This is a genomic window from Usitatibacter rugosus (assembly GCF_013003965.1).
Lineage (GTDB): Bacteria > Pseudomonadota > Gammaproteobacteria > Burkholderiales > Usitatibacteraceae > Usitatibacter > Usitatibacter rugosus.
Genome location: NZ_CP053069.1, coordinates 2,506,966 through 2,530,647 on the forward strand (window position 1 = coordinate 2,506,966; position 23,682 = coordinate 2,530,647).

The 23,682-nt window shown below is 66.9% G+C and carries 23 protein-coding genes; 7 read left to right on the forward strand and 16 right to left on the reverse strand.

What is annotated here, in order from left to right; genetic code table 11:
• Positions 1-108: 108 nt before the first annotated feature.
• Positions 109-1,116, reverse strand: a complete 1,008-nt coding sequence (locus DSM104443_RS11815) for a bestrophin family protein (protein ID WP_171092465.1) — start codon at positions 1,114-1,116, stop codon at positions 109-111.
• A gap of 9 nt (positions 1,117-1,125) precedes the next feature.
• Positions 1,126-1,518 (reverse strand): cupin domain-containing protein, encoded by a 393-nt coding sequence (locus DSM104443_RS11820; protein ID WP_212756632.1) that lies wholly within the window; start codon positions 1,516-1,518, stop codon positions 1,126-1,128.
• A gap of 150 nt (positions 1,519-1,668) precedes the next feature.
• Here DSM104443_RS11820 and DSM104443_RS11825 point away from each other — a divergent pair, with 150 nt between their 5' ends.
• Positions 1,669-2,340 (forward strand): HD domain-containing protein, encoded by a 672-nt coding sequence (locus DSM104443_RS11825; RefSeq protein ID WP_171092469.1) that lies wholly within the window; start codon positions 1,669-1,671, stop codon positions 2,338-2,340.
• Positions 2,341-2,348: 8 nt separating this feature from the next.
• Here DSM104443_RS11825 and DSM104443_RS11830 read toward each other — a convergent pair whose 3' ends face one another.
• Genes DSM104443_RS11830 through DSM104443_RS11860 form a run of 7 tightly spaced genes read right to left on the reverse strand, consistent with a single transcriptional unit; the run spans position 2,349 to position 7,095 of the window.
• Positions 2,349-3,617 (reverse strand): cytochrome b, encoded by a 1,269-nt coding sequence (locus DSM104443_RS11830; protein ID WP_171092471.1) that lies wholly within the window; start codon positions 3,615-3,617, stop codon positions 2,349-2,351.
• Positions 3,604-3,792: a DUF3330 domain-containing protein gene (locus DSM104443_RS11835; RefSeq protein WP_212756633.1), complete on the reverse strand. Its 189-nt coding sequence runs from the start codon at positions 3,790-3,792 to the stop codon at positions 3,604-3,606. The genes DSM104443_RS11830 and DSM104443_RS11835 overlap by 14 nt, the downstream gene beginning before the upstream one ends.
• Before the next feature lie 21 nt (positions 3,793-3,813).
• Positions 3,814-4,554, reverse strand: coding sequence for an SDR family oxidoreductase (locus DSM104443_RS11840; RefSeq protein ID WP_171092473.1), 741 nt, complete (start codon positions 4,552-4,554; stop codon positions 3,814-3,816).
• A gap of 10 nt (positions 4,555-4,564) precedes the next feature.
• Positions 4,565-5,044 (reverse strand): carboxymuconolactone decarboxylase family protein, encoded by a 480-nt coding sequence (locus DSM104443_RS11845; protein WP_171092477.1) that lies wholly within the window; start codon positions 5,042-5,044, stop codon positions 4,565-4,567.
• A gap of 35 nt (positions 5,045-5,079) precedes the next feature.
• Positions 5,080-5,895, reverse strand: coding sequence for an alpha/beta fold hydrolase (locus DSM104443_RS11850; RefSeq protein WP_171092479.1), 816 nt, complete (start codon positions 5,893-5,895; stop codon positions 5,080-5,082).
• Between the two features lies 1 nt (position 5,896).
• Complete coding sequence (locus DSM104443_RS11855) at positions 5,897-6,838, reverse strand: hypothetical protein (RefSeq protein WP_171092481.1); 942 nt, start codon at positions 6,836-6,838, stop codon at positions 5,897-5,899.
• 2 nt (positions 6,839-6,840) lie between these two features.
• Positions 6,841-7,095 (reverse strand): hypothetical protein, encoded by a 255-nt coding sequence (locus DSM104443_RS11860; RefSeq protein WP_171092483.1) that lies wholly within the window; start codon positions 7,093-7,095, stop codon positions 6,841-6,843.
• 121 nt (positions 7,096-7,216) lie between these two features.
• On the opposite strand from DSM104443_RS11860, the gene DSM104443_RS11865 reads away from it, so the two are divergent.
• The 3 genes from DSM104443_RS11865 (at position 7,217) to DSM104443_RS11875 (ending at position 12,249) form a co-directional block, all read left to right on the forward strand.
• Entirely contained in the window at positions 7,217-7,969 is a 753-nt protein-coding gene (locus DSM104443_RS11865; protein WP_171092484.1) for an SDR family NAD(P)-dependent oxidoreductase, read from the forward strand.
• Between the two features lie 29 nt (positions 7,970-7,998).
• Positions 7,999-8,262, forward strand: coding sequence for a hypothetical protein (locus DSM104443_RS11870; protein WP_171092486.1), 264 nt, complete (start codon positions 7,999-8,001; stop codon positions 8,260-8,262).
• Positions 8,263-8,355: 93 nt separating this feature from the next.
• Positions 8,356-12,249: an adenylate/guanylate cyclase domain-containing protein gene (locus DSM104443_RS11875; RefSeq protein ID WP_171092488.1), complete on the forward strand. Its 3,894-nt coding sequence runs from the start codon at positions 8,356-8,358 to the stop codon at positions 12,247-12,249.
• Here DSM104443_RS11875 and DSM104443_RS11880 read toward each other — a convergent pair.
• The 5 genes from DSM104443_RS11880 to DSM104443_RS11900 are packed head-to-tail and all read right to left on the reverse strand — an operon-like array spanning position 12,246 to position 16,336.
• Positions 12,246-13,322 carry a hypothetical protein gene (locus DSM104443_RS11880; RefSeq protein ID WP_171092490.1) on the reverse strand — a complete coding sequence of 359 codons (1,077 nt, stop codon included), beginning with the start codon at positions 13,320-13,322 and terminating at the stop codon, positions 12,246-12,248. The genes DSM104443_RS11875 and DSM104443_RS11880 overlap by 4 nt on opposite strands.
• Positions 13,323-13,331: 9 nt before the next feature.
• Positions 13,332-14,111 carry a transporter substrate-binding domain-containing protein gene (locus tag DSM104443_RS11885; RefSeq protein WP_171092492.1) on the reverse strand — a complete coding sequence of 260 codons (780 nt, stop codon included), beginning with the start codon at positions 14,109-14,111 and terminating at the stop codon, positions 13,332-13,334.
• Entirely contained in the window at positions 14,108-14,755 is a 648-nt protein-coding gene (locus DSM104443_RS11890; RefSeq protein ID WP_171092494.1) for a DsbA family oxidoreductase, read from the reverse strand. The genes DSM104443_RS11885 and DSM104443_RS11890 overlap by 4 nt, the downstream gene beginning before the upstream one ends.
• Entirely contained in the window at positions 14,756-15,265 is a 510-nt protein-coding gene (msrA, locus tag DSM104443_RS11895) for a peptide-methionine (S)-S-oxide reductase MsrA (protein ID WP_171092495.1), read from the reverse strand.
• 21 nt (positions 15,266-15,286) lie between these two features.
• The gene (locus tag DSM104443_RS11900) at positions 15,287-16,336 is read right to left on the reverse strand and encodes a serine hydrolase domain-containing protein (RefSeq protein ID WP_171092497.1); all 1,050 of its coding nucleotides are present in this window, start codon (positions 16,334-16,336) and stop codon (positions 15,287-15,289) included.
• Between the two features lie 62 nt (positions 16,337-16,398).
• On the opposite strand from DSM104443_RS11900, the gene DSM104443_RS11905 reads away from it, so the two are divergent.
• A complete protein-coding gene (locus tag DSM104443_RS11905; protein WP_171092500.1) occupies positions 16,399-17,904 on the forward strand; it encodes a serine hydrolase domain-containing protein in 1,506 nt (501 codons plus the stop codon).
• A gap of 35 nt (positions 17,905-17,939) precedes the next feature.
• On the opposite strand, the gene DSM104443_RS11910 is transcribed toward DSM104443_RS11905, so the two are convergent.
• Entirely contained in the window at positions 17,940-19,241 is a 1,302-nt protein-coding gene (locus DSM104443_RS11910) for a glutamate carboxypeptidase (protein WP_171092501.1), read from the reverse strand.
• A gap of 92 nt (positions 19,242-19,333) precedes the next feature.
• On the opposite strand from DSM104443_RS11910, the gene DSM104443_RS11915 reads away from it, so the two are divergent.
• Positions 19,334-21,040 carry a YncE family protein gene (locus DSM104443_RS11915; protein ID WP_171092503.1) on the forward strand — a complete coding sequence of 569 codons (1,707 nt, stop codon included), beginning with the start codon at positions 19,334-19,336 and terminating at the stop codon, positions 21,038-21,040.
• A gap of 22 nt (positions 21,041-21,062) precedes the next feature.
• On the opposite strand, the gene DSM104443_RS11920 is transcribed toward DSM104443_RS11915, so the two are convergent.
• Complete coding sequence (locus DSM104443_RS11920) at positions 21,063-22,037, reverse strand: hypothetical protein (RefSeq protein ID WP_171092505.1); 975 nt, start codon at positions 22,035-22,037, stop codon at positions 21,063-21,065.
• 235 nt (positions 22,038-22,272) lie between these two features.
• Between DSM104443_RS11920 and DSM104443_RS11925 the strand changes: the two genes are divergently transcribed.
• Positions 22,273-23,667: a hypothetical protein gene (locus DSM104443_RS11925; protein WP_171092508.1), complete on the forward strand. Its 1,395-nt coding sequence runs from the start codon at positions 22,273-22,275 to the stop codon at positions 23,665-23,667.
• The last annotated feature ends 15 nt before the right edge of the window (positions 23,668-23,682 follow it).

Sequence of the window (23,682 nt, forward strand, 5' to 3'; positions counted from 1 at the left end):
GAGCGGCGGTCGCCGCCAGGGGAAGGCCGATTCCGGCCACTGCGGCTGCGCCGCTGATCAGCACCTTGCGGCGCATTTCATCGATTTCGGGCATTGCGAGTCTCCTGATCAAAGAACGACATCGTTCTGGGGCTTCAGCGCCGCGGGCAGGTCCGGCTCCCCGATCATCTCCAGCATGTCGATCTCGGCCTTGCGGCAAAGCTGCGAGATGGGGACGTCGTTCGATCCACCCTCGAAGGGATTCGAGGTGCCCTCCCCCACCTGGTCGAGCGAGGTGAACACCCACGAGATCACCACGCTGAACGGGATGGCGAGCCAGACCATGTGGCCCTTCATGAGGCCCTCGATGCCTTCATTCAGCCGGTCGAATTCCCGCAGCAGGCCGAGCGGCAGGAAGACGCAGAAGAGCGTCACGAACAGCGTGCTCACGGTCGCGAACTGCCGGGGATAGGGGAAGTCCTTGATTCGCTCGCTGCGGGACTGGAGCACGAAGAGCTCCTTGATCTCCCGCTGCAGGTGGATGAACTGGAGAACGACGATCTCCTGCCGCGCGAACAGGTCCTTGACGACCGCGCTCTGCAGCGCCGCCACCTGCGTCGCCCGGTTCTTTGCGGAGAGCACCCGCTTCAATTCGCCGACGGACAGGTACCTCGCGAGCTCATCCTCGAGGGGGACCTCGCGCTCGGGAATCGAGTAGAAACGCCGGTATTCGACGTTGTACGGCTTGTCCGTGAGCTCCCACGGACGCGGCTCGCGCATCTGGTAGCGCAGCGCCGTGAGCCAGGCCAGGTGGCGATCGAGCATCTCGCGCGCCTTGCGCGCATCGGGCACGAAGTCCCGGCTCATCGCACCCCACCCCCGGCTCGCGCTCACGATGTCGCTCCAGACCTGGCGCGCCTCCCAGGTGCGGTTGTACGTCTGGATGTTCTTGAAGCTGACGATGAAGGCGGTGGCGGTCCCGAGGACCGCGACCACGGCCCACGGGATGCCGACCCACTGGAGGCCCGCCAACTCGTACAGGACCACGACGGCGGTCGCATAGGCCGCGAGCGGGTAGATGCAATGCCGCGTCCAGAGGAGAAACTGGGGAAGCGTGTACCTGCGGCCCGCGTGCACGACCCTTCCTCAGTTCTTCGTCGGGGGGAGCACCGGCGCCTTGCCGATGTCCTTCACGAGGAAGACGATCAGCGTCGCTGTCTTCGTCTTGCTCAGGTTGCGGCCCACGCGATGCTCGCCGCTCGGATCCTCGTAGAACATGTCGCCCGGTTTCAGCACCACGGGCTTGCCTCCGGCCATCTGCATCTCGACGGAGCCGGAGAGGCAGTAGACGAACGCGTGCGCGTCGTGCCGATGCGCGGGCTCGACGAATCCCGGGGGATACACCACTTTCAGGACCAATCCTTCCTTGCCGGGCAGGTCGGGCAAGGGAAGCTGCATGAGGGGGCTCACCGCCACGTCGCCGTCATGGGCCAGGGCGCCCTGGGCAAGTGCGATCGCCACGCCGAACGCCGTGGCCATTCTTCCGATTCGTCCGATATTCATCCTGCTCTCCCGTGCTGGTCTTGCTACCAAGACGACCAGCCACAGCACGGCGTGACATCCCGTGGTCACGTACGGATCGCCGGCTGCGTCTTCCCTTCACGACAAACCCGAGAAGGAGTACGTGGAATGGATACCCTCGAAGCGAAACGTCCGACTGCCGCGGCGACCCGCCTGCTGGCAGGAGTGCCTGTGCCCGACACCAAGCTCGTCAACGCGGCCCTCGCGTATGCGCGGGAGAACTCGCAGCCCTACCTTTTCAACCACGGCGTGCGGTCCTGGCTGTTCGCGGTCCTCATCGCCGAGGCCCGGAAGACGCCGCATGACGCGGAAGTCCTCGCGGTAACCACCCTCCTCCACGACATCGGACTGGAAGAGGCCTTCGCGGGGCCGCTGCGCTTCGAGGTGGAAGGCGCGAACGCGGTGCGCGCCTTCGCCCGCAACGAAGGCATGGACGAGCGCCGTGCGCAACTCGTTTGGGATGGCGTGGCCCTCAACTCGACCCCGTCGATCGCCTTCTACAAGGAGGCCGAAGTCGCGCTCGCCACCGCGGGCATCGGCCTCGACTGGGGTGGCATCGGGTACGAGGCGCTTCCGGAGGCACGCATCGAGGCGATCGTGGAGGCATTCCCGCGACTGGAGATGAAGAAGCGATTCGCCCATGCGATCTGCGGACTCGCCAGGAGTCGCGCCGGAACGACCTACGACAACTTCGCCCGCGAGTTCGGCGAGCGATTCGTTCCGGGCTACAAGGCGCCTTCGACGGTGGACTTCTTCCTCAACTCCCCGTTCAGGGAGTAGGCGCAAGGCTACGTGAGACGCGCCGGGACAGGCTTGGTCTTGTCCCGGCGGGTGTACCAGGGCATCAGGAGGAAGAACGCGAAATACACGACCGTGAGGATGCGAGCCACGACCGTGGCGACGTCCGCCCCGCCCAGCCAGGAACCGAACTGGCCCCACACGTTCGACGGTTCCGTTCCGAGATAGCCCAGCACGAGGAACGCGACGACGAACGCGGCGAGCGCGGAGCGGAACCACCAGCCGCGATAGCGAATCGACCGCACCGGGCTCCGGTCGAGCCACGGCAGCGGAAAGAGGATCAGCACCGCTGCCCCCATCGCCACGACGCCGGGGAACTGCGAACCCGCCACCGGCGGGATGGCACGAAGGATCGAGTAGTACGGCGTGAAGTACCAGACCGGCGCGATGTGCTCGGGCGTCTTCAGCGGATCGGCGGGAATGAAATTGTTGGCCTCGAGGAAGTAACCGCCCATCTCCGGGGCGAAGAACACGATGGCCGCAAAGACCATCAGGAACACAACGGTCGCGACCAGCTCCTTCGACACGTGGTACGGAAAATACGGAATCCCGTCGCGAGGGGTGCCCGTGCGGGGATCCACGTCGTCGTGGAACTCCACGCCGTCGGGATTGTTGGAGCCCACTTCGTGGAGCGCCAGCAGGTGCACCGTCACCAGGCCGATCAGCAGGAGCGGCAAGGCGATCACGTGCAGCGCGAAGAAGCGGTTCAGCGTCGCATCCGACACCACGTAGTCGCCCCGAATCCAGATCGCGAGATCCGGCCCGATGAACGGCACCGAGCTGAACAGGTTCACGATGACCTGCGCGCCCCAGTAGGACATCTGGCCCCAGGGAAGCAGGTAGCCGAAGAAGGCCTCGCCCATCAGCACCAGGTAGATCAGCACGCCGAAGATCCACAAGAGCTCGCGCGGCTTGTGGTACGAGCCATACATGAGCGAGCGGAACATGTGCAGGTACACGACCACGAAGAACATCGACGCGCCGGTCGTGTGCATGTACCGGATGAGCCAGCCCCAGGGCACGTCGCGCATGATGAACTCGACGGAGTCGAACGCCTGCGCGGCGTTCGGCTTGTAGTTCATCGCGAGCAGGATGCCCGTGACGACCTGGATCGCGAGGACCACCAGCGCGAAGAGCCCGTAGTTGTACCAGGCGTTGAGGTTCTTCGGCGCGTAGTACTCCGAGACGTGCGCCTTCCAGTTCTTCGAGAGCGGAAAGCGCGCGTCGATCCAGGCGAGCAAGGTCTCAGAACGTGTCATCGCCCGGCGTGTGCGACAGGGTGAGCCAGCGCTGGTAGCACTCCAGGCCGCAGAAGTGCGCGACGTAGTCGGACGCCTCGGCATTGATCGCCTCGTCCACGGGAACCTCGTGCCGGCAGACGGCGCAGGAGACGTGGATCATCGTGACGCTCTCTTCGTGGGTGTGGATGTCCATCGGGAGTCCTCCAGGTGGGAATCAGCGAACGAGCCATTCTTCGAAGCGGGTGGCGGCGATGCGGGCCTGCGCGCCGGGAACGAGCGACCGGTCGTCCAGCTCCGCGCCGAAGTACCGGGCGTGGAGGTCCGGGATCACCCTGCGCGAGTCGTCCTTCGCCCGCAGGAGCCGCTGGACGATCTCCGAGAGGCGCACGCGTTCCGGCCCCGCGACCTCGACGACGCCGTAGGCCGGCGTTCCGGCCGCGGCATCGGCGACCGCCGCCGCCACGTCGTCGGAAGCCATCGGCTGGATGTACGCCGGCGATAACGTCACCGCCGTCGCCTTCGAGTCGATCTGGGCGATGCGGCCCAGGAACTCGAAGAATTGCGTGGCGCGCACGATCGTGTGCGGGATCGGACCGTTGCGGATCAGCGTTTCCTGGGCGAGCTTCGCGCGGAAGTAGCCGCTGTCGGGCAGGCGATCGGTGCCGACCACCGATAGCGCCACGTGGTGGCTCACCCCGGCGAACGACTCCGCCTCGAGCAGGTTGCGGGTGGACGTCTCGAAGAACGCCATCACCGCACGGTCCTCGAATGACGGCGAATTCGAGACATCGACGACGACGCTCGCATCCGCCAGCGCCGCGGCCAATCCCTCCCCGGTGAGCGTATCCACGCCGGACGCAGGCGATGCGGCAATGGCGTCATGCCCCTGCGCCCGCAGCTTCTCGACGACTTTCGAGCCGATGAGTCCGGTACCGCCAATGACGACGATCTTCATGTGATTGCTCCTAGGCGGCGAACTTCGCCTTGTCGAGGCCGAACGCGACGTCGGCCGATCCCGGAACGGGCTTGAAGGCCACGTTGATCCGGTTCCACGCGTTGATGCACATCACGAGGTAGGTGAGGTCCGTGATCTCCTTCTCGGAGAATTGCGTCCGGACGCGCTCGTAGATGTCGTCGGGAACGCCCTGCTCCGGCAGCTTCGTGAGGATCTCCGTCCAGGCGAGCGCGGCACGTTCCCGCGGAGCGAAGAGCGTCGACTCGCGCCATACCGCCACGTGATGCAGGCGCAGCTCCTTCTCCCCGTGGATCTTCGCCTGCTTCACGTGCATGTCCAGGCAGAAGCCACAGGCGTTGAGCTGCGAGGCGCGGATGACGACAAGGTCGGCGATCGACGACTCGATGCCCTCCGCCACGGCCATGTTGAACGCCACGAACTTCTTGAACAGCTCGGGGGATTGCTTCATGTAGTCGATGCGTTGGGTCACGGGAGCTCTCTATCTCAATGAGGTGACGTGGAGGTTCAGATGCCGGGCTGCGTGGCGGCGGCCGCGTCTTCAATCAGCCTCACGACGGGGATCGGGTGCGAGATCATCACGACGTGCGAAGCGCCCTTCACCTCGATCGCCTTCTTCGCGCCGGCCCGCTCGGCCATGAACGCGACCACGGCCGCGGGGATGTTCCGATCCGCGCTCCCGTACAGGAACCACGACGGGATCGACTTCCATGCCGGAGACTCGCCGGACTCGTTCAGCGCGGCCTCGGTGATGGGGCGCTGCGCGGCGGCCATGAGCTTCGTGTCGCGCGTCGACAGGTCGGCCGCGAACTGGTCATGGAATTTCGCGGGCTGGATGTAGAGATCCTTGCCGCCGCCGGGCAGCCCGACGGGCGGCGCCAGCGCCGGGCCCAGCGTGCTTCCCGGGAACTTGCCCGACAACGTGAACGCCGTTTCGCCCACGTCGGGCGCGAAGCCCGCGACATAGACCAGCGCCTTCACGTTGCCCTTCGAAGTCGGCGCGAAGGTGATCACCGCACCGCCATACGAATGGCCGACGAGGATGACCGGACCGTCGATGCTGTCGAGGACCGATCCTACGTAGGCCGCGTCGCTCTTCAGGCCGCGCAGCGGATTGGCGACCGCGATGACCGGATAGCCCTTGGCGGCCAGGCGGGCGACGACGCCGTTCCAGCTCGACGAATCGGCGAACGCGCCGTGGACGAGGACGACCGTAGGCTTGGCCGCCGACGCCTTCGCCTCGGCGGGAAGCGGGAGCAGCGCAAGAACGGGAACCGCGAGGACGGCGACGAGGGCGAGGAAACGGCGTGCGAGCGAGTTCATGTCAATCTCCGTGGGCAAGCATGTGGACATCAGCAAGACGCCTGACATCGCTGCCGTGTGACGGGGCGAGCCACCGCGCCAGGTTGCGCACGTAGGCCTTGATGCCGGCGAGCCGGGCGGGATGGCGCGCCACCTCGTCGCCAGGGAGCTCGTCGACGAAGCTCGGGCAGCCCATCGAGACGTCCCAGTTGTAGTCGGCGAAGTGGTGGAAGCTCGACTCGGCGACGCCACGGCCGCGAGGCTCACCTTCCGGGTCGGTCACGCGCTCGAATGCCACCGCCAGGTTGAACGGCCGTCCCGTCGCCACGCTTCGGCCGACCGCGATCACGCGGGCATCGTGCTCGCCCGGCGGCACTCCCACCGCGCCTTCATGCGGATGGGCGGGAAAATATTCGACGACTCCCGAGGGAGAGCGCGGATCCCGCAGCAGCTCGTGGAGCGGATCGAGCGGCAGGATCCTCTGGTAGTCGCCATTGCGGCCGGAATGGTAGTTGGGCCAGGAGATGGCCGGGTTGTGCTTGTCGTCGCGCACCCGCCGGGTCTCGTCCTGCTCCCGGCGCCGGCTATGGAAGTGATGGGCATTGCCCACGCACCCCAACTCGCAGACCGAGGAACCGACATCCTCGTGGTCCCGGCTCACCAGAAAACCACCGCCGCGCTGGTAGAACCCGGAGATCCCCGCGACGTCCTCGGGTACCAGGCCATTGCCGGAGTCGACGGCGAACAGCCACAGCTGGTCGAAGTCCGAGGTATCTAGCGTGCTGAGCACGGGATCGATGGCGGCCCCGGATCGGTCGCGCGCCGTCACCGCATAGAGGGGTGCACCGCCTTCATCGACTTGGGACTCGAGCAGCACACGCAGCAGCGAGAAGCGCCCGATGTGCCAGTCGTCCTCGGTGGCGGGAATGGTGGTCTGCAGCAGGATCCGGATCGCCTTGCCCATGGCTAGTCCATGAAGACGCAGTCCGTCGAGAGGCCGGCCGGCAGGTCGCACTCTCGCGGGCTGCTGATCCATTCGCCTTCGACGGCGGGCACGGTCCATTGCGGAACCACGACCGGCGTGGAGGCGATCCTCGGATCGGCCATCAGCGAGCTCGAAGCGTAGCTCAGCAGCGCGAGCACGACGGCGATAAACAGCGCGATGCGGGCGGTTCGCGGAAGCCCGCGATTGAAGCGGCGAAAGAAGATGGTCCTTTGCATGGTGGCCTCCGTTGTGTGTCTCCTTCAAGACGACACCGGCGCCGCGTATGTGACTCGAGCGCGCCGCGGCAAACGGCCGGTGCCATCTGTCACAGCGCTCCCGCATGGCCGTCTAGCTGGCATGAAAACGTTCAACGACAAGGTCGTGATCGTGACGGGGGGCGGCGCAGGCATCGGCCGCGCGGCCGCCCTCCAGTTCGCGGCACAAGGGGCGCGCGTCATCGTCACGGGCCGCCGCATCGAGCCCCTGAAGGCGCTCGCCGTAGAGCATCGCAACATCTTCTTCACGGTCGCGGACGCCTCGAGCGAGGAAGACGCGATCAAGACGGTGCAAGGCGCGATCTACCGGTACGGGCGGCTCGACGTGGTCGTGAACAACGCTGGAGCCGGAGCGATCGCGCCGCTCACGACCATGAACGAGCGCCAGGTCGCCGCGGTCTTCGCGGTCAACGTGTTCGGCCCTTCGTTGCTCGCGTCAGCCGCTGTCCCGCATCTCACGGCCACGCAGGGAAGCATCGTCAATGTGTCGAGCACCTTCGGCCACAAGGCGGCCGCGATGCTCTCGCATTACTCCGCGAGCAAGGCGGCACTCGAGCACATGACCCGATGCTGGGCCCTGGAGCTCGCCCCCTCCGGGATCCGCGTCAACGCGGTCGCCGCCGGCCCGACCGAGACGGACTTCCTCGCCGAGCGCATGGGGCTCGATGCGGAGCGGATCGAGGCCGTCAAGGCCGACGAACGCAGCCGCATCCCCCTGGGCCGGCGCGGCACGCCCGACGACGTCGCCCGATGGATCGTTTCACTCGCCTCACCGGCTGCAGCCTGGATCACAGGCCAGGTTCTCGCCGTGGATGGCGGCTTGAGCATCACCTGACTTACCCACTACCTCACCAGGAGAATTCCATGAAGCCGATTCAAACCGTGTTCGCAACGCTCGTGCTGGCCTCGATCGCGCTCGTCCAGTTTCCGGTTCACGCCGACGACGAGCAGCCCAATGTCTTCGTCGTCATGTGCGAGAAGAGTCCCGATGGGAAGATCACCCGCGCCCAGGTGATGGCCATGGCGGGCAAGGCCTTCGACAAGGCGGACACCCGCAAGGAAGGCAAGATCGACAAGAAGCAGGCCGAGGTGTTCTTCAAGAGCTTCACGCGCGAGAGCGGCGGCTGAGCGCGGCTCCCCAGGACCCGAAAGGCCGGCCTGACCCGCCGGCCTTTTTGTTTTCTCCCGGGCTGGCCCCCGCTCCCCCCGTAGAATTCGGGTATGTCGAGCTATCTCGAGAGCCTCGCGAGCTTCGCCCCGCAATTGATCCTGCGGCGGGCGAACCACGATCCGAAGGGCATCACCTCCGCAACCGTGGTGCGGCTGCCGGCCGGGGTGCTGTTCGCCGATATCTCCGGGTTCACTGCGCTCACCGAACGCCTCGCCGCGCGCGGGCCCGCCGGCGCGGAGGACCTCACGGTCCTCCTGAACCTCTACTTCGGGCAGATGATCGATCTCATCGCCGGACATGGAGGCGACGTGGTCAAGTTCGCCGGCGATGCGCTGGTGGCGTTGTGGCCCAGCCCCGACGAAGCCGGGCTCGCCGAGCGGGTCGAGCGCATCGCCCGGTGCTCGCTGGAGATGCAGGGACGGCTTCACGACTACGAAGTCGCCGAGGGACTGCGCCTGTCGATGAAGCTCGCGATCGGAGCCGGCGAGGTGCTCACGGAACACCTCGGCGGCGTCTTCGACCGGTGGGAATTGCTGATCGCGGGCCTGCCCCTGGCGCAAGTCGGGGTGGCCAACGGCCGCGCCGAGCCCGGCGACATCATGGTCTCCGCCGAGGCGTGGCGACTTGTCGGCGAACATGCGAAGGGTGTCGTGCTGGACGACGGCACGGTGCGCCTCACGGGCCTGGAGCGCTCGCTCCCGGTCGAGCCCCCCGCACCGCTCGAGCTTCGTCCCGAGATCGCCCCGGGCGTCCGCTCGTTCGTGCCTGTCGCGATCCGCGGACGTCTCGACGCGGGCCACACCGACTGGCTGGGCGAGATGCGCCGCATCTCGCTCATGTTCGTGAACCTTCCGGACTTCAACGTCGATGCACCGCTCGAGGCCGCCCAGGCCGCCATGCGCGCGCTGCAGACGGCGCTGTACCGCTTCGAGGGCTCGATCAACAAGATCAGCGTCGACGACAAGGGCGCGTCGCTCATCGCGGTGCTGGGCCTCCCGCCGCTGTCTCACGAGGACGACCCGGAACGGGCGCTCCGCGCGGCGTTGGCCATGCAGGAGGGACTCATCGCGATCGGCATGCGCAGCTCCGTCGGCGTGTGCACCGGCCTCGCCTTCTGCGGCGCCGTCGGCAACTCGCGGCGTCGCGAATACACGGTGATGGGCGACGTCGTGAATCTCGCCGCGCGCCTGATGCAGGCGGCGAAGGGCGGCATCCTCTGCGACAAGGCGACGGCATCGGCCGCGGGACAACGCGTCGGGCTGGAGGCGCTGCCCGCCATCAAGGTGAAGGGCAAGGCGCTGCCGATCGAGATCTGGCGGCCGCTGGAAACCGACGTCGACCGCACCGAGCGCAGCGCCGTGAAGCGCGAGACCGTGATCGGCCGGAGCGCGGAACGCACGGCGATGATCGGGCGGCTGGACGCGCTGCGGCGCAAGGGGACTGCAAGCCGCGTCTTCCTCGAAGCCGAGGTGGGCATGGGCAAGGCGAGCCTGCTCAGGGATTTCCTCGCTCTCGCGGAGGACCGCGACATCCTCGCCCTGATGGGGACGGCCGACCCGCTGGAAATGACGATCCCCTATCGGGCCTGGCGGCGCGTGTTCGACTGGCTCTACCCGGTCGACCCGAAGCTCACCGATCCCGGCGCGAGGCGCACCCGCCTCGCATCGATGCTCCCCGCCGATCCGAAGCTGATCGAGCTCACGCCGCTGATCGAGGCCGTGTTGCCGATGCAGTGGAGCGACAACGACGTGACCCGCGGCCTCAGCGGCAAGGCCCGCGCCCAGAAGACCCAGGATCTCCTCGTGGCCCTGCTCCAGCACGCCGCGAAGGCGAGCCCGCTGCTGGTCATCATCCGCGACGCGGGCTTCCTCGATTCGGCCTCGTGGTCCGTGCTGCTGAGGATCGCGCGGGAAGTCGAGCGCCTCTCGCTCGTCGTCACTTCGCGGCCGCTCGGCGCCGATGCGCCGAAGGCGTTCGCGAGCTTCCTGGCCCTGCCCGGCCTGGAACGCGTCTCGCTTCCGCCACTTTCGAACGACGACATCGCCGCCGTGGTTCGCAGGCGCCTCGGGGTCGACCGCCTGCCGAAGGCGGTGCAGGACCTGGTGCAGGAACGCGCGGAAGGCAATCCGATGTTTGCCGAGGAGCTGGCGCTCGGCTTGCGCGACCAGGGCCTCGTGGAGGTCGTCGGGCGGGAATGCCGGTTGGTGCGCGGCGGGGAGGCGCTCTCGGCCGACAAGCTGCCGAATACGCTCGGCGGCGTCATCACGGGCCGCATCGACCGGCTTGGCGCCGCGGAGCAGATGACGCTCAAGGTAGCGAGCGTCGTCGGCCGCGTGTTCGATCCCTGGACGCTCGCCGACGTGCACCCGATCGAGTCCGAGCGCTCCGAGGTCGCCGCGCAGTGCGCCACGCTGGAACGCCTCGAGCTCACGCCGTCGTTCGCCGGGCGCAGGCCTCCGCCCGCTCCACCCGACGCCAAGGCCTACTTCTTCAAGAGCAAGCTCACGCAGGACATCGCTTACGGTTTGATGTTGTTCTCGCAACGCCGCGAGCTGCACCAGAAGGTCGCGCAGTGGCTCGAAGCCAACGGGGACACGAACCAGGCCGAGGTGGTGACGCAGCTCGCGCACCATTGGCGAATGGCGGCCGAGGATCGCGTCGCGCATCCCGAGCTGGTCGAGCGCTCCGCCGGCTACTACGAGAAGGCCGCGAAGCACGCGATGCGCGCCTTCGCGAACCGCGAGGCGATCGACCTGCTGCAGCAGGCGATCGCGATGGTGAGGACGCTGCCCGAGAGCCCCGCGGCCACGAGCATCGAGCTGCGGCTTCAGCTCGAGCTGGGCCCCGCGCTCGTCGCCGCGACGAGCTACGGAGCGCCGGAAGTGCAGGCCGTCTACGATCGTGCGCGCGAGCTGTGCCGCGACGGAGGCGATCCGGGCCAGCTCTTCCGTGCGCTGCGCGGCGTGTGGCAGTTCCAGGTCGGGCAGTCCAAGTACGACCTGGCGCATGCCACGGCGCAGGAGATGCTCTCGCTCGCGCAGAAAGCCACGGACGGAGCGCTGCTGGTCGAGGCGCATCGCGTCACCGGCAACGTCGCGTTCTGGACCGGCGATTTCACCACGGCGTGCGTGGAGATGGAGCGCGCCGTCGCCCTCTACGATCCGCAGCGCCACCAGGCCCTCGCCGTGGAACTGGGCCAGGATCCCGACGTGGCCAATCGCGGCATCCTGTCATGGGCGTTGTGCTATCTCGGCCGGCCCGTCTCCGCCCTCGAGCACATCAAGGCCGCTGTCGCGCGCGCCGACGCGCTCGGCCACCCGTTCTCGCGCGCTTTCGCCGGCGGAACCGCGATGTGGTCCGGGTGGTTCGTCGACCAGCCGGAGCAAGCCCAGCAGCGAGCCGCGATGATGCGCGACCTCTCGCTCGAGCGCGGATTCCCTTATCTTGCCGCCGCCGCACACGTCGTGCATGGCTGGGCCGTCGCGAGGAACGGGGACCCCGCGCGCGGGCTCGCCGAGATCGAGGAAGCCATCGCCGCCTGGCGCGCGACGGGCGCCTCGATCGGCCTGGTGATCTTCATGCAGGTGCTGGCGGAAGTTCAGATCCTCGCCGGCCGCGCGGCCCAGGCGCTCGCGACGCTCGAAGACCCGGTCATCGCCGAGCGAATCGGCGTCGAGGGATGGCGGCAAGGCGATCAGGTTCGGCTGCGGGGCGAAGCCCTTGCGGCATTGGGCCGGCGAGAGGCCGCGGAGGTCGCGCTGCGCGAGTGCCAGGCGATCGCCACGCGGCAAGGCGCGCACCTGACGGTGCTGCGGGCATTGACCGCGATCCGCGAGCTGAACAGGGAAGATCGCGGGGCAAGGGACGCGCTTCGCGATGCCTTGGCCGCCTTCCCGGAGCAAGCCGACATCGCGCCGGTGCTGCGCGCACGCCGATCCCTCTAGCCGTTGCGGCGCGTGAATCTCCGCGAGAGGAAGTTCTCCCACTGCGCGATGATCTCGACCACCTGCGTGTCGGAGATCTCGTCGTTCTCCTGCGCGAGCAGCAGCGACCAGACGTTGTAGTACTTGCGCAGGTTCGGCAGCATGAGCGGCGTGACTTCGCTGCGGTAGAGGTACCAGCCCTCCCCCTGCTCGCGCTCGTAGCCCGCGATGTCGCCTTCGTCCTTGCACGACAGGATGAGCCCGCCGGGACCCAGCGTCGCATAGGTTTCCACCAGGTCCTTCACGCTTCGGCTTCCCTCGCCCGCGTCCTCCACGAAGAGGAAGCCCTGCCCGATGTCCTCGGAGAAGAAGGCAATGCGCGCATCCCAGGCCGCATCGTTGACCTCGCGATCGGTGAGAGCGCTGATCTCGAACTCCTCGCGCACACGCTGGCGTTCGCAGAGCTGGCGCAGCAGGCGATGGTCGCCCAGGCCTCGCACGGAAACGGAGGTCACGTCCGCCGTGCCGATGAGCTCATCCAGCTTCGCGTAGAACGCTTCGGTGTGCGCGGGCGCGTTGGGCGGATGGCGGCGGCTTTCGGCAATGGCCCGTTCGCGAGGAAGGAAGGCGAAGGCGTGCGTGCCGTCCGCAATGCGCGCCTGCTCGTGGGCGACGAGATCGTTGCCCTTGGCGACGGCATCCGGAATGCGCCCGAAGAGCTCTCGCACGAACGCCTGTGCTTCCTCGCCCGCGCAGGCATCCCTCCAGGCTTCGGCGGCCGCGGCCGCTTCATCCGCGCCGTAGCGCACATGGCTGTCGAAGACCGCGAACGGGACGCGGCCCGCGGGCCACGGTGCGCCCGTCTTGGAGGCGATGGAGCGCGCGAGCTCGAGGGGTCCGGTGATGAAGGACGGAACCTGCGTGGCGACGACCTCGAGGTATTCCCAAAGATCGCCGGGGCGCTGCAGCAACGCTAACTCATAGATTCGGTGGGCGTTCGCCGCTTCGGCCAGGAGCTGCTCGAAGGGCGCGGCATCCAGGGCGACCACGATGGGGCCGAGGTCGAGGGGCAGTGAACGTTGCGCGATCGTCATCCCCGAAGACTAACGTGCAACCACGGCGTTCGCGAAGCCCGCGCGATCCAGGGCGCTGCGCACCGTGCCGTCCGCCTTCGCCGTCTCGATGAATCGCGCCGCCCACGCGCGCGCCGCCGGGCGGTTGAGCGGGACCACGACGACCACGCCGGTGGTCTGGATCACGTCGGGAAGAATGCGCGTGCCGGGCACCTTCCGCGTGATGTCGACGAGCGCCTCGCGGCCCATGGCCAGCGCGTCGACGCGCCGATCCGCGAGCTGGGCCACGGCATCGTCGGCCTTCGCGAACAGTGTCACCGAGGTGTTCTTGAGCGAACGCGCGGCCGTGCGTGACGTACTCGTGCCCTCGATGGCGCCGACACGGGTGCCCGCACGGTCCAGCTCGGCGGCGCTCGCGACATCGAGCCCGGCGCGCACGATGTAGGCACTGTCGTAGGAAACGTAGGCGGGACCGTGGTCCATGAGCTTCTCGCGCTCCGCCTCGTGCGGCATGAACGTGAGGTCCCACGCGTCCTTCGAGGCGGCGGCGGTGATCTCGCCGGCGTTGCGATATTCGACGAGCTTGAGGGGTACGCCCAACTTTTCGGCCGCGGCGCGTCCGAGGTCGACGGTGACGCCCTTCAAGTTGCCCGACGCGTCACGGGTCGCCCAGAACGCCGAGGCCGACGGGCCGACGCCGACCGCGACGCGCAGCTCGCCCTTCGGGGCGATGTCCTGAACCGGCACGACGGGAGCACTCGCGCATGCGGCCATGAGCGCGACGCAGATGGCCAGGAGGAATTTCGTCATCCGAGTTGCGCGGCAATCTGCCGGAGCGCGCGCTCGTAGCCTTCGGGCGTCTCGGCCCCTTCGATCGCGTGCGTGTCGTTCACCACGACGAGCGGCACCCCGCCCACGCCGCGTTGCAGCCACAAGCGCTCGCGATCCTTGACCTCGGTCTTGAACTCATCGCCTTCCAGGATCGCCTTCGCGCGCGCCGCGTCCAGGCCAACAGAGCCCGCGAGCTCGACGAGCACATCCGCCGCACCGGGATTGCGTCCTTCGGCGTGATAAGCGCGAAGCAGCGCGCGCTTCAACTCCGGCGCCTTCCCCTCGAGACCGGCCCAGTGGAGGATCCGGTGCGCATCGAAGGTGTTCCACACGTGATTGCGCGGCCCGAAAGTGAATCCGACACCGGCGCCGCGCTCGCGGATCCTCGCCTGCCCCTGGGCTATCTGTTCGGGCGTGCGGCCGTACTTGCGCGCGAGATACGGCACGACTTCGGCGCCTTCCGCCGGCATGTCCGGGTTGAGCTCGAAGGGCTCGATGTGCAGAGTCACATCGAACTCACCGGCCAGGCGTGCGAGCGCCTGGTCCAGCGAGGCAAGCCCGATCGCGCACCACGGGCAAGCGACATCGGAGACGAAAGCCAGGTCGAGTTGGGGTCGTTCCATCTATACGGCGACCTTGCGCTTCGGCAGCTTCCACTCCGGGCGAATGAAGTGGCACGTGTATCCGCCGGGATTGCTCAGCAGGTAATCCTGATGCTCGGGCTCGGCTTCCCAGAAGTCGCTGGCAGGCACGACCTCGGTCACGGCCTTGCCCGGCCATAGGCCGGAGGCATCGACGTCGGCGATCGTGTCCTCCGCCACGCGCTTCTGCTCTTCGCTCGTGTAGTAGATCGCCGAGCGGTAGCTCGTGCCGTAGTCGCCGCCCTGTCGATTGAGCGTGGTCGGGTCGTGAATCTGGAAGAAGAACTCGAGGATCTGCCGGTAGCTGGTGCGTGCCGGATCGAAGACGACCTCGACCGCCTCGGCGTGATAGCCGTGGTTCCCGTAGGTCGCGTTGCGGACGTTCCCACCCGTGTAGCCCACTCGCGTCGAGATCACGCCCTCCTGGCGGCGCAGCAGGTGCTGCACGCCCCAGAAGCAGCCGCCGGCGAGGATTGCGCGTTCTTCAGCCATGAATGCCTCCTGATCGAGTGGTTAGCCGAGCGCCCGCGCGACGTGGCTCACGAATTCTTTCGAGTGCGCGCCGTCGAGCCAGCGAGCGACGACCACCGCATCGTGGTCCGGATCGATCCACACCGTGTGCCCGCCCGCACCGAACATGAACCAGCTCGAGCGCGATGCGTCGGCGAACATGCGGCCGTCGCCATTGAGCCACGTGAGTAGACCGTAGAACGGGGCGGTCTGTGACGGCACGGGCATGCGCTGAGCCCATTCCCGCGGGACAAGATGGCGGCCTTCGTGCGCACCGCCATCGAGCAGCAACTGACCGATGCGAGCTTGGTCGCGTGCACTGATGCTGATGCCGCCGCCCCAGTGCGTGCCGCCCGGTACCGATTGAATGCGCTTGCCGTCGATCTCGACCCACGAGTCGTCGTAGCCTTCCCAGCGGAAGTCGTGGCCACCGCCGATCGGCCGCAGCACCTCGTCAAGGAAAACTTCCGGCAGCGGCTTCCTGAAGAGATGCAGCAACGCGAGAGAGAGCTGGTTGATGCGGACATCGTTGTACTCCCAATACGTTCCCGGAGCGTGCAGCTTGCGAAGCTCGCCCTTCTTCCCTGCGGGCGGCTTCGGATCGTGCGACACACGGCGGTTGTGCTCCACCTGGTCGGGCATGCCGAAGCATTCGCCATGCCACTCACTGGTTTGGGTGAGCATGTGTTCCCAGGTGATCGCGCGGTTGTGCTCGGAATCGAAGCCGATCCCGGGCAGCCGATCGCTCACGCGCTCGTCGGCTTTCAGCAACCCACGCGATTGCGCGATGCCCGCGAGGATCGCGAGGTAGGTCTTGGCGACGCTGTATGTCTGGTCGGAGCGATCGGGCTCGCCCCACGCCGCAACTTCCTTCCCGCGAACCCGGATGACGCCGGAGACGCCGCCCCGCACATGCACCGGGCCGCGCAAGCGATTGAACGGCGGCGGATCGTCGTGGTGAACGCCCCAGCGTGCGGGGTCGGCTGCGGGATCGCGGGGCCACGGAATCTCGTGGGCCTGGGAAAAGGTGATGGCTTCGTCGAATGCGCTCATGGCGCAATTGTACGGGGACCGGGATAGGGCAAAATGGCCTGAAGAATTCAGGAGGAGAAGAAATGACGACGCGCCGCCAATTCGTGGGCTTGCTGGCCGGTTCCACCGCAACCGGGCTCCTTCCCGGCTGCGCGACATTGCCGGCCGGTTCCATGGCATACAACGACGGGTTCACGCGTGCCCGGCCGGAGTCCGTGGGTGTTTCGCCCGCCGCCATCTCCGCCTATCTCGACGAGATGCAATCGGGCGAGATGCACAGCTTCATGCTCTACAAGGGCGGCCACGTGATCTCCGAGGGTTGGTGGGCCCCCTACCGTGCCGACCGCATCCACATGACGCACTCGCTCACGAAGAGCGTCACGGCCTGCGGTGTCGGCTTCGCGCTTGCCGAGAAACGCTTCGGCCTGCAGGACAAGGTGGTCTCGTTCTTTCCCGAATATCTCCCCGCGACGGTCGAGCCGAACCTCGCCGCGATGACGGTCGAGGACCTCCTCACGATGCGTACCGGCCAGGTGCGCGAGGTGTCGGGATCCGAATGGCGGCCGATCAAGACGAGCTGGGTCGCGGAATTCTTCAAGATTCCGGTCACCAAGAAGCCGGGAACCGAGTACCTGTACACGAGTGCGGCCACGTACATGCTCTCGGCCATCATCTCCAAGACCACCGGGCAGAACACCGAAACCTACCTGCGCCCGCGCTTCTTCGAGCCGCTCGACATCAGGGGCTACGAGTGGGACCCCGATCCGCACGGCATCTCGCCCGGCGCGAACGGGCTCAGCTGGCGCACGGCGGATTCGCTCAAGCTCGGCGTCCTCCACCTGAACAAGGGCCTCTGGAATGGCAAGCAGGTCCTGCCCGCCGGCTGGACCGACTTCGTGCAGTCGCCCTTCACCAAGGACCGCTACGGCGCCCAATGGTGGCTGGGGCCCGACAACTATTCCGCGCGCGGCCTCTTCGGCCAGTTCGCGTTTGTCTTTCCCAAGGACGACGCGGTGCTCGCCATCACCTCGGCCATCAAGACGGGCTTCACGTCGCGCACGTACAAGCATTTCCCCGCCATGTTCCGGGCGGGCAAGGTCGCGAACGACGATGGGGCGCTTGCCGCGCTGACCGAGCGGACGAAGAACCTGCAACTGCTGCCGCCACCCGGCAATCCCACCTCGCCGACCGCCGCGCGGGTCTCCGGCAAGCGCTACGCGATGGAAGCGAACGAGGATGCGATCAAATCCGTCCAGCTCGACTTCGCCGACAACCGCTGCCGCTTCACGCTGGTCGACGATCGCGGGACGCACACGATCGACGCGGGCCTGGGCAGGCGCATCGAGGGAAGCACGTCGATGACGGGGAACAAGCTCCACCACGAATACCAACTGGACTCGATGCGCGTCGTCGCCGGGGGCGAGTGGCGCGACGCGAACACGTTCGCGATGACGTGGGTCTTCGTGGAGTCCGCGTTCAAGGACACCGTGGTCTGCAAGTTCGATGGCGATCGCATCACGTTCGAGCGGAGCGTGAACGTGAATTCGGGGCCGACGACGCGGCCGGCGGTGAAGGGAAGCACCGCCTGAAATTCGTAAACAAGCTGTTTACGAAATGGTGAGGGCTACTGCAACGGTGCCTTCCCCGTCGCCAAGTCCATGATCAACCGCGTCGAGAGATAGAGCTTGGGCTCGATGGCGTCGAGGAGGATGTACTCGGCGTTCACCGTGTGCGAGCCAAATCCCGGCAGGCCGAAGCCTTCGATCACGGGACCTTTCGCCCGGACCGCGGCGTTCGATGCATCCGTGCCGCCGCCCGTCGAACGCTCGAGGACCACGATCGGGCGTCCAAGCTCGCTGTAGATCCCTTTCGCATGTTGCGCGAGCGCTCGTGAAACGGGCCGCAGCTCCAAGGGGAGGAAGTGGCGCTCGAAGTTGAGCTCCACCTTCGCGTGCGGCAATAGCTGCTTCTCGATGCGGGCGCGAATGGCCTTCTCCACGACATCGAAATCGGAGACGCGCTCCACGCGAACATCCGCGGTGGCCTGCGCCTCGGGCGGAATCATGTTGTGCACGACGCCAGCCTTCGCGAGCGTCCAGTTCACCTTGATGCCGGATTTCGGATCGGAGAGGTCGCGCATCTGGCCAATCTGGAACGCCAGCTCCTCGAGCGAGTTGATGCCGCGTTCGGGCGCCGATCCGGCATGGGAAGCGCGGCCGCGCACGTTGAGGTGAGCGAGCGCGATGCCGCTCGTAGCAAGGCGCAGGCGCTCCTCCTCGGGCGAGCCCCCGCCTTCGTACGAGAGGACGACGTCGTGCGACTCCCCGAGCAGCCCCTGGTAGTAGCGTCCCGCGGGCGAGGAAATCTCCTCATCACCGTTGATGAGCACCGTGACCGTTCCGTAGTCGCGGAAGTCGAGCGCCTTCAGCATGGTCATCACGTGGAGGATGAGCGCGATGCCCTGCTTGTCGTCGGCGATGCCCAGGCCGTACGCGCGGTTCCCGTCGATGCGGAACGGCTGTTTGGCGAGCATGCCCTTCGGATACACCGTGTCCATGTGGGCGAGCATCAGGATGCGGGCCTTGCCGGTGCCGGTGAACGAGGCCTTCACCATCTTGCCGATGCGCTCGGGCGTATCCGAGAACCGCAGGGTCTGCGCCTCGACGGGATCGATGACGTCCACCTGTGCACCGATTGCCCGGAACTTCACGGCGATATGGGCCGCGATACGGTCCAGCTCCTCGATCTCGCGCGAACCCGATTCGAAGCCCACGAGCTCCTTCATCGTCTCGAGCATCGCCGGCTTCTGCTCCTGGGCGAGCGCGCGGATCCGGGGATCGGCCTGCGCCCACGCACCGCACGCCACGATTGCGGCGAGCGCCAAGCCCGCCTGCCGGATCGCCCTGATCGCACCTGTCGTCGCCATTTTTCCCTCTTCCCGTAGTCGGCAACACGATCATACCGAGTGACCGTCCGACCGGTTTGACTCCGGCGCGAGGCTGGCCGAGAGTGGCCGCCATGCGCACCCGACAATGGCTTTGCCTGTTCGCCTGCCTCTGGCTCTCGGCCGCGGCGGCCGCCCCGATCGCATACGTGCCGTTTCGCGGCGGCATCGCCGTCTTCGATACCGCCTCGAACACCCGAATCTGGGAGCTCCGGTTGCCGGACACCGCGCCGGGAGGCGTTGCCATCTCACCGGACGGCACCCGCGCCTACTTCGGAGACGCCGCCGCCGACCAGGTCTATGTGGTCGATGCGACGCGCCAGTCCGTCGTCACGCGCATCACCGTCGCGAGAGGTCCCGTGGGGCTCGCGGTCAACCCGGCGGGAACGCGCCTCGCCGTCGGCTCGGCCGGCACGCTCCTGGGTGCCGGCTCGACGCTGAGCCTGATCGACACAACGACAAACACGGTGATCGCGACCGCCGAGACGGGCTTGCGCCCCGCCGCGGCGCTCTTCAGCGCCGATGGCAACCGGATCTACGTGGCCAACGGGGAATCCCACACGATCACGGTGCACGACGCGCAGACGCTCCAGACGCTGGAGACGATTCCGGTCGCGCTGGGCCCCCTCAGCCTCGCCCTCCATCCCGCGGGCAACCATCTCTACGTCGGCCACATCGGCACCCTGTTCCAGCAGGTGTCCGTCGTGAGCGTGGTGAACCTCGCGAGCCATTCGGTCACGGCCACGATCAACGCGGGTATCCGCCCGGCGCTCGTGGTGCTGAACGCCGCCGGCACGCGGCTCTACGTCGGCAACGTGGAGAGCGATTCGATCAGCGTGGTCGACACGGCGACGAACACCGTCCTTTCGACCATTCCCATCGACCAGAGCCCCACGGGGTTGGACCTGACTCCCGACGGCACCAAGCTCTACGTGCCGATGCACACCACGAGCATGGCGATCGTGGACCTCGTGAACCAGAGGGTCGCGCAGCGCGTGTACGCGGAAAAGATGATCGTGCTCGGCCGCTTCATCACGCCCGCGCCCCCGGCCTCGCAGGGCAATGCCCCCTCCTGGACGAGCGGCATGTGGTGGAACGCGGATGAATCGGGGTGGGGCCTCAGCGTCACGCAACGCGGTGGAAACTATTTCCTCGCCTGGTACACCTACGACGCGACGGGCGCGCCCAAGTGGTACATCGCGTCACGCTGCGAAGCGTATGCGAGGTACTGCTCCGGCCGCCTCTACGAGGTCACCGGCTCGCGTTTCTTCGGCGCGCCCTTCAACCCTTCCGCCACCGCGGCAAAGGACGTGGGATACGTCAGCGTGAGCTTCACGGACGCCGATACCGGGTCCCTCTACTACTCCATGCCCACCCAGTCTCGCTCCATCGACATCACGCGCGCGCCGCTCTCGACGGGCAGCGTGCCGGGCGTGAACTACACCGATCTTTGGTGGAACGCGTCCGAGTCCGGATGGGGCCTCTCGGTCGCGCAACAAGGCCGCGTGATGTTCCTCGCGTGGTTCGTCTACGACGATGCGGGAAAGCCCATGTGGTACGTGGCTACGAATTGCGCGGTGAATGCCGCCGGCAACGGTTGCACCGGGGCGCTGCATCGCACGACGGGACCTGCCTTCGGACCGACCTTCAATTCCGCCAGCGTTCACGCCGTCCAGGCGGGTACGGTGTCGCTGTCGTTCACGGATGGCAACAACGGCGTCCTCAGCTACACCGTGGACGGGCGGACTGGCACCAAGGCGATCACGCGGGCGCTGTTCTAGATCTCCCGTCGCTCCCGAGTTGCTAGCGGCGACTCTGGTAGGTCTTGCGCGCCGCGTAGGCACGCAGGTATTGATCGAGCACAGCCTGGTCGACGACGTACTCGGTCTTGTCCCCGGCGACCAACTCCACCCTCTCCTGCTCGCTGAGGACCTTGCCCGAGTCCGGCTCGAAGAAAACCTTCGGGGGCGACCGCGAACCACTGAAGCTGTAGCAGCGCGACAGGTTGGTGGAGCCGGCGGGACTGATCAGGTAGTAGCAGCCTCCCACGGAATTCAGCGTGTTGAACTGGTAGGTGAAGAATTCGTCGATGGTGATCCCGGGATTCAGGAGTCCCCAGAAGTCGTTCTGCGTGGAGTAGCCCGCCAGCACGTCGGTATTGAACTGGTCGCGCCCGACCGCGTAGAAATCGCCGGCAAATTGCGCCGCGATCAGCGAGCCGCCGAAAGTGAAGCGATCCGTGAACGTGGTCGTGGAGAGCGTGTAGGTGTGGCTCCACGTTCCGCCGACAAGGCGCTCGGTCTTTTGCCGGCTGGTCTCGACAGCCGGCGCGGGCCCGCTGGTGTTGTAGATCGTCCGGGTGATGGACTTCACGGCGCTCACGCCGTCGATGGTGAACGTCAGCGTCCCGGCGCTCGTGCCGCTGAACGTCGCCGTGAAGAAGCCCACCTGCTGGACTCCCGCGGTCGATCGCCACTGGGTGGTCAACGGTTGCCCGTTGCCGGCCCGGTAGAGCGCTCCGGAGCAGGAATTGCCCGATACACGGCAATCGGTCACCACGTACCACGTGGGATAGCCCGAGGCGTCGTAGGTGTAGAGCGTGACGAAGATGATGTGGAACTGCTGGGTGAAGGCCGCGCCCCACCCCGACTCCGAGGCATTCCACCACAAGCCCTCGATATTGGTCGGGTTCTTGCCGGCGATGTCGATGGTGAACTGCGCCTGGGCGGAAGAGGAGATACCGAGCGCTGCGAGCAGCGCGAAGAGCCAGCGTTTCATGTGCGCCCCTTGTGTTGTTGTTGCGCCAACCTACGCCTCAAGGGGGCCGAATGCGTGCTGAAAATTCGGCGCTCCGGGGCCGACTAGTGCACGTATCCCGCGAATGCTGCTGTAGGACTGCGGAATCTGTTGTGTTCGTCGCGCTGGCTTGTCAACCTAACGACTCGCTCACGCATTGCAGTGAGATCGCGCGACTCGAGAGCGTCACGATCGCGCATTCTCCTGGGGGGGAAATATGGGGAGATTCCAGGGCGGTCCACAGGCGGCGCTCCTCGTCGCCGGCGTCGCATTGGCGTTGGGCGGTGCTGCGCTGTTCGGCATCATCGCGCATACGAGAACGCCGTTCTTCGAGCGGGCGGGCACGGCGCCCCCCGATTCGGCTCCGCCGGGCAGGCCCACGCAGATGGTGAAGTCATCGCGATGGAATCCCGTCAAGCTCGCGCCGCCGCAACCCCTGCCCCCCGATCCCCCTGCCCCGACGCAAACCGCCGATGCGGGATCCCCGCAGGGTCCGCCGGAACCGGTGCCGCCCGAGTCGCTCTCGCAGCGCGAGTACGTCGTGGTCGTGCTAAGCCCCGAGGCCAAGCCGCGCCAAGACGAGTCCTTCGAGGCGAACTTCCCCGAGCCCGTACCTGCCGAGACGAAGGTCGCCGCGGCCCCACAAGCAGAGCTGCCCAAGGTCGCAGAAATCAAAGTCGCGGAAGTGAAGATCGTTGAGCTCGCGCGCGTGAAGACAAGCATTTCGAAAGCGAAGCCGGCCGAACCGAGGCGCGTCGATCCGAAGCCCGTCGAACCGAAAGTGATCGAAGCGAATCGGGGCAAGCCGAAGCCGGCTGACGTCAGGGTCGCCGTGGCGAAGCCCAGGCCTGCCGAACCCAAGGTGGTCGTCGTGGCGAAGCCGGCCAAGCCGAAGCCCGCCGAAGTGAAGATCGCCGAAGTAAAGCGCGTCGAGCCGAAGCCGGTCATCGTGAAGGTCTCGACCGTGAGGGCTGCCGAGCCCAGGCGCGTCGAGACGAAACGCCCGGCAATCGAGATGAAAGCGGCCGAGGCGAAACGCGTGGTCGAGATCCGGACCGCCGAGGCGAAGCTGGCCGAGACGAAGCGCGCGGCGGAACAGCTCGCCGCCGAAACAAAGCTGGCGGAAACGAAACGCGCGGCCGAGATGGTCGCGGCGGAATCGAAGCTCGCGGAAACGAAACGCGCCGCCGAAATGGTGGCGATCGAAGCGAAGCTGGCCGAAGCGCAACGCCTGGCTGAAATGAAGGCTGCGGACGCGCGGCTCGCCGAGAAGAAGCGCGCCGTCGAAGCGACGCTGGCCGAGGCGAAGCTCGCGGAGGCGAAGCTCGCCGAAACGAAACGCGCGATCGAAATCACCGCGGCCAGGGCCCCTTCGGTGATGCCCGCCGTTGAAACCCGTTCGCAGGCCGGAGGCTCGAGGTACGTGTCCTGCGACACGTGCGGCACGGTCGCCTCGGTGCTCTCGCGCTACCTGCTGCGCGGCGAGAACGGGTGGGAGGTTCGCGTGAACTTCGCGGGCGGCGCCACCCGGGTTTTCACGTATCCCACCCACCCCGGTTTCGCGCACGGGCAGCGGGTTCGAATCGAAGCCGGACGGCTTACGCGGATGTAGGTATTCCGCGTAGGC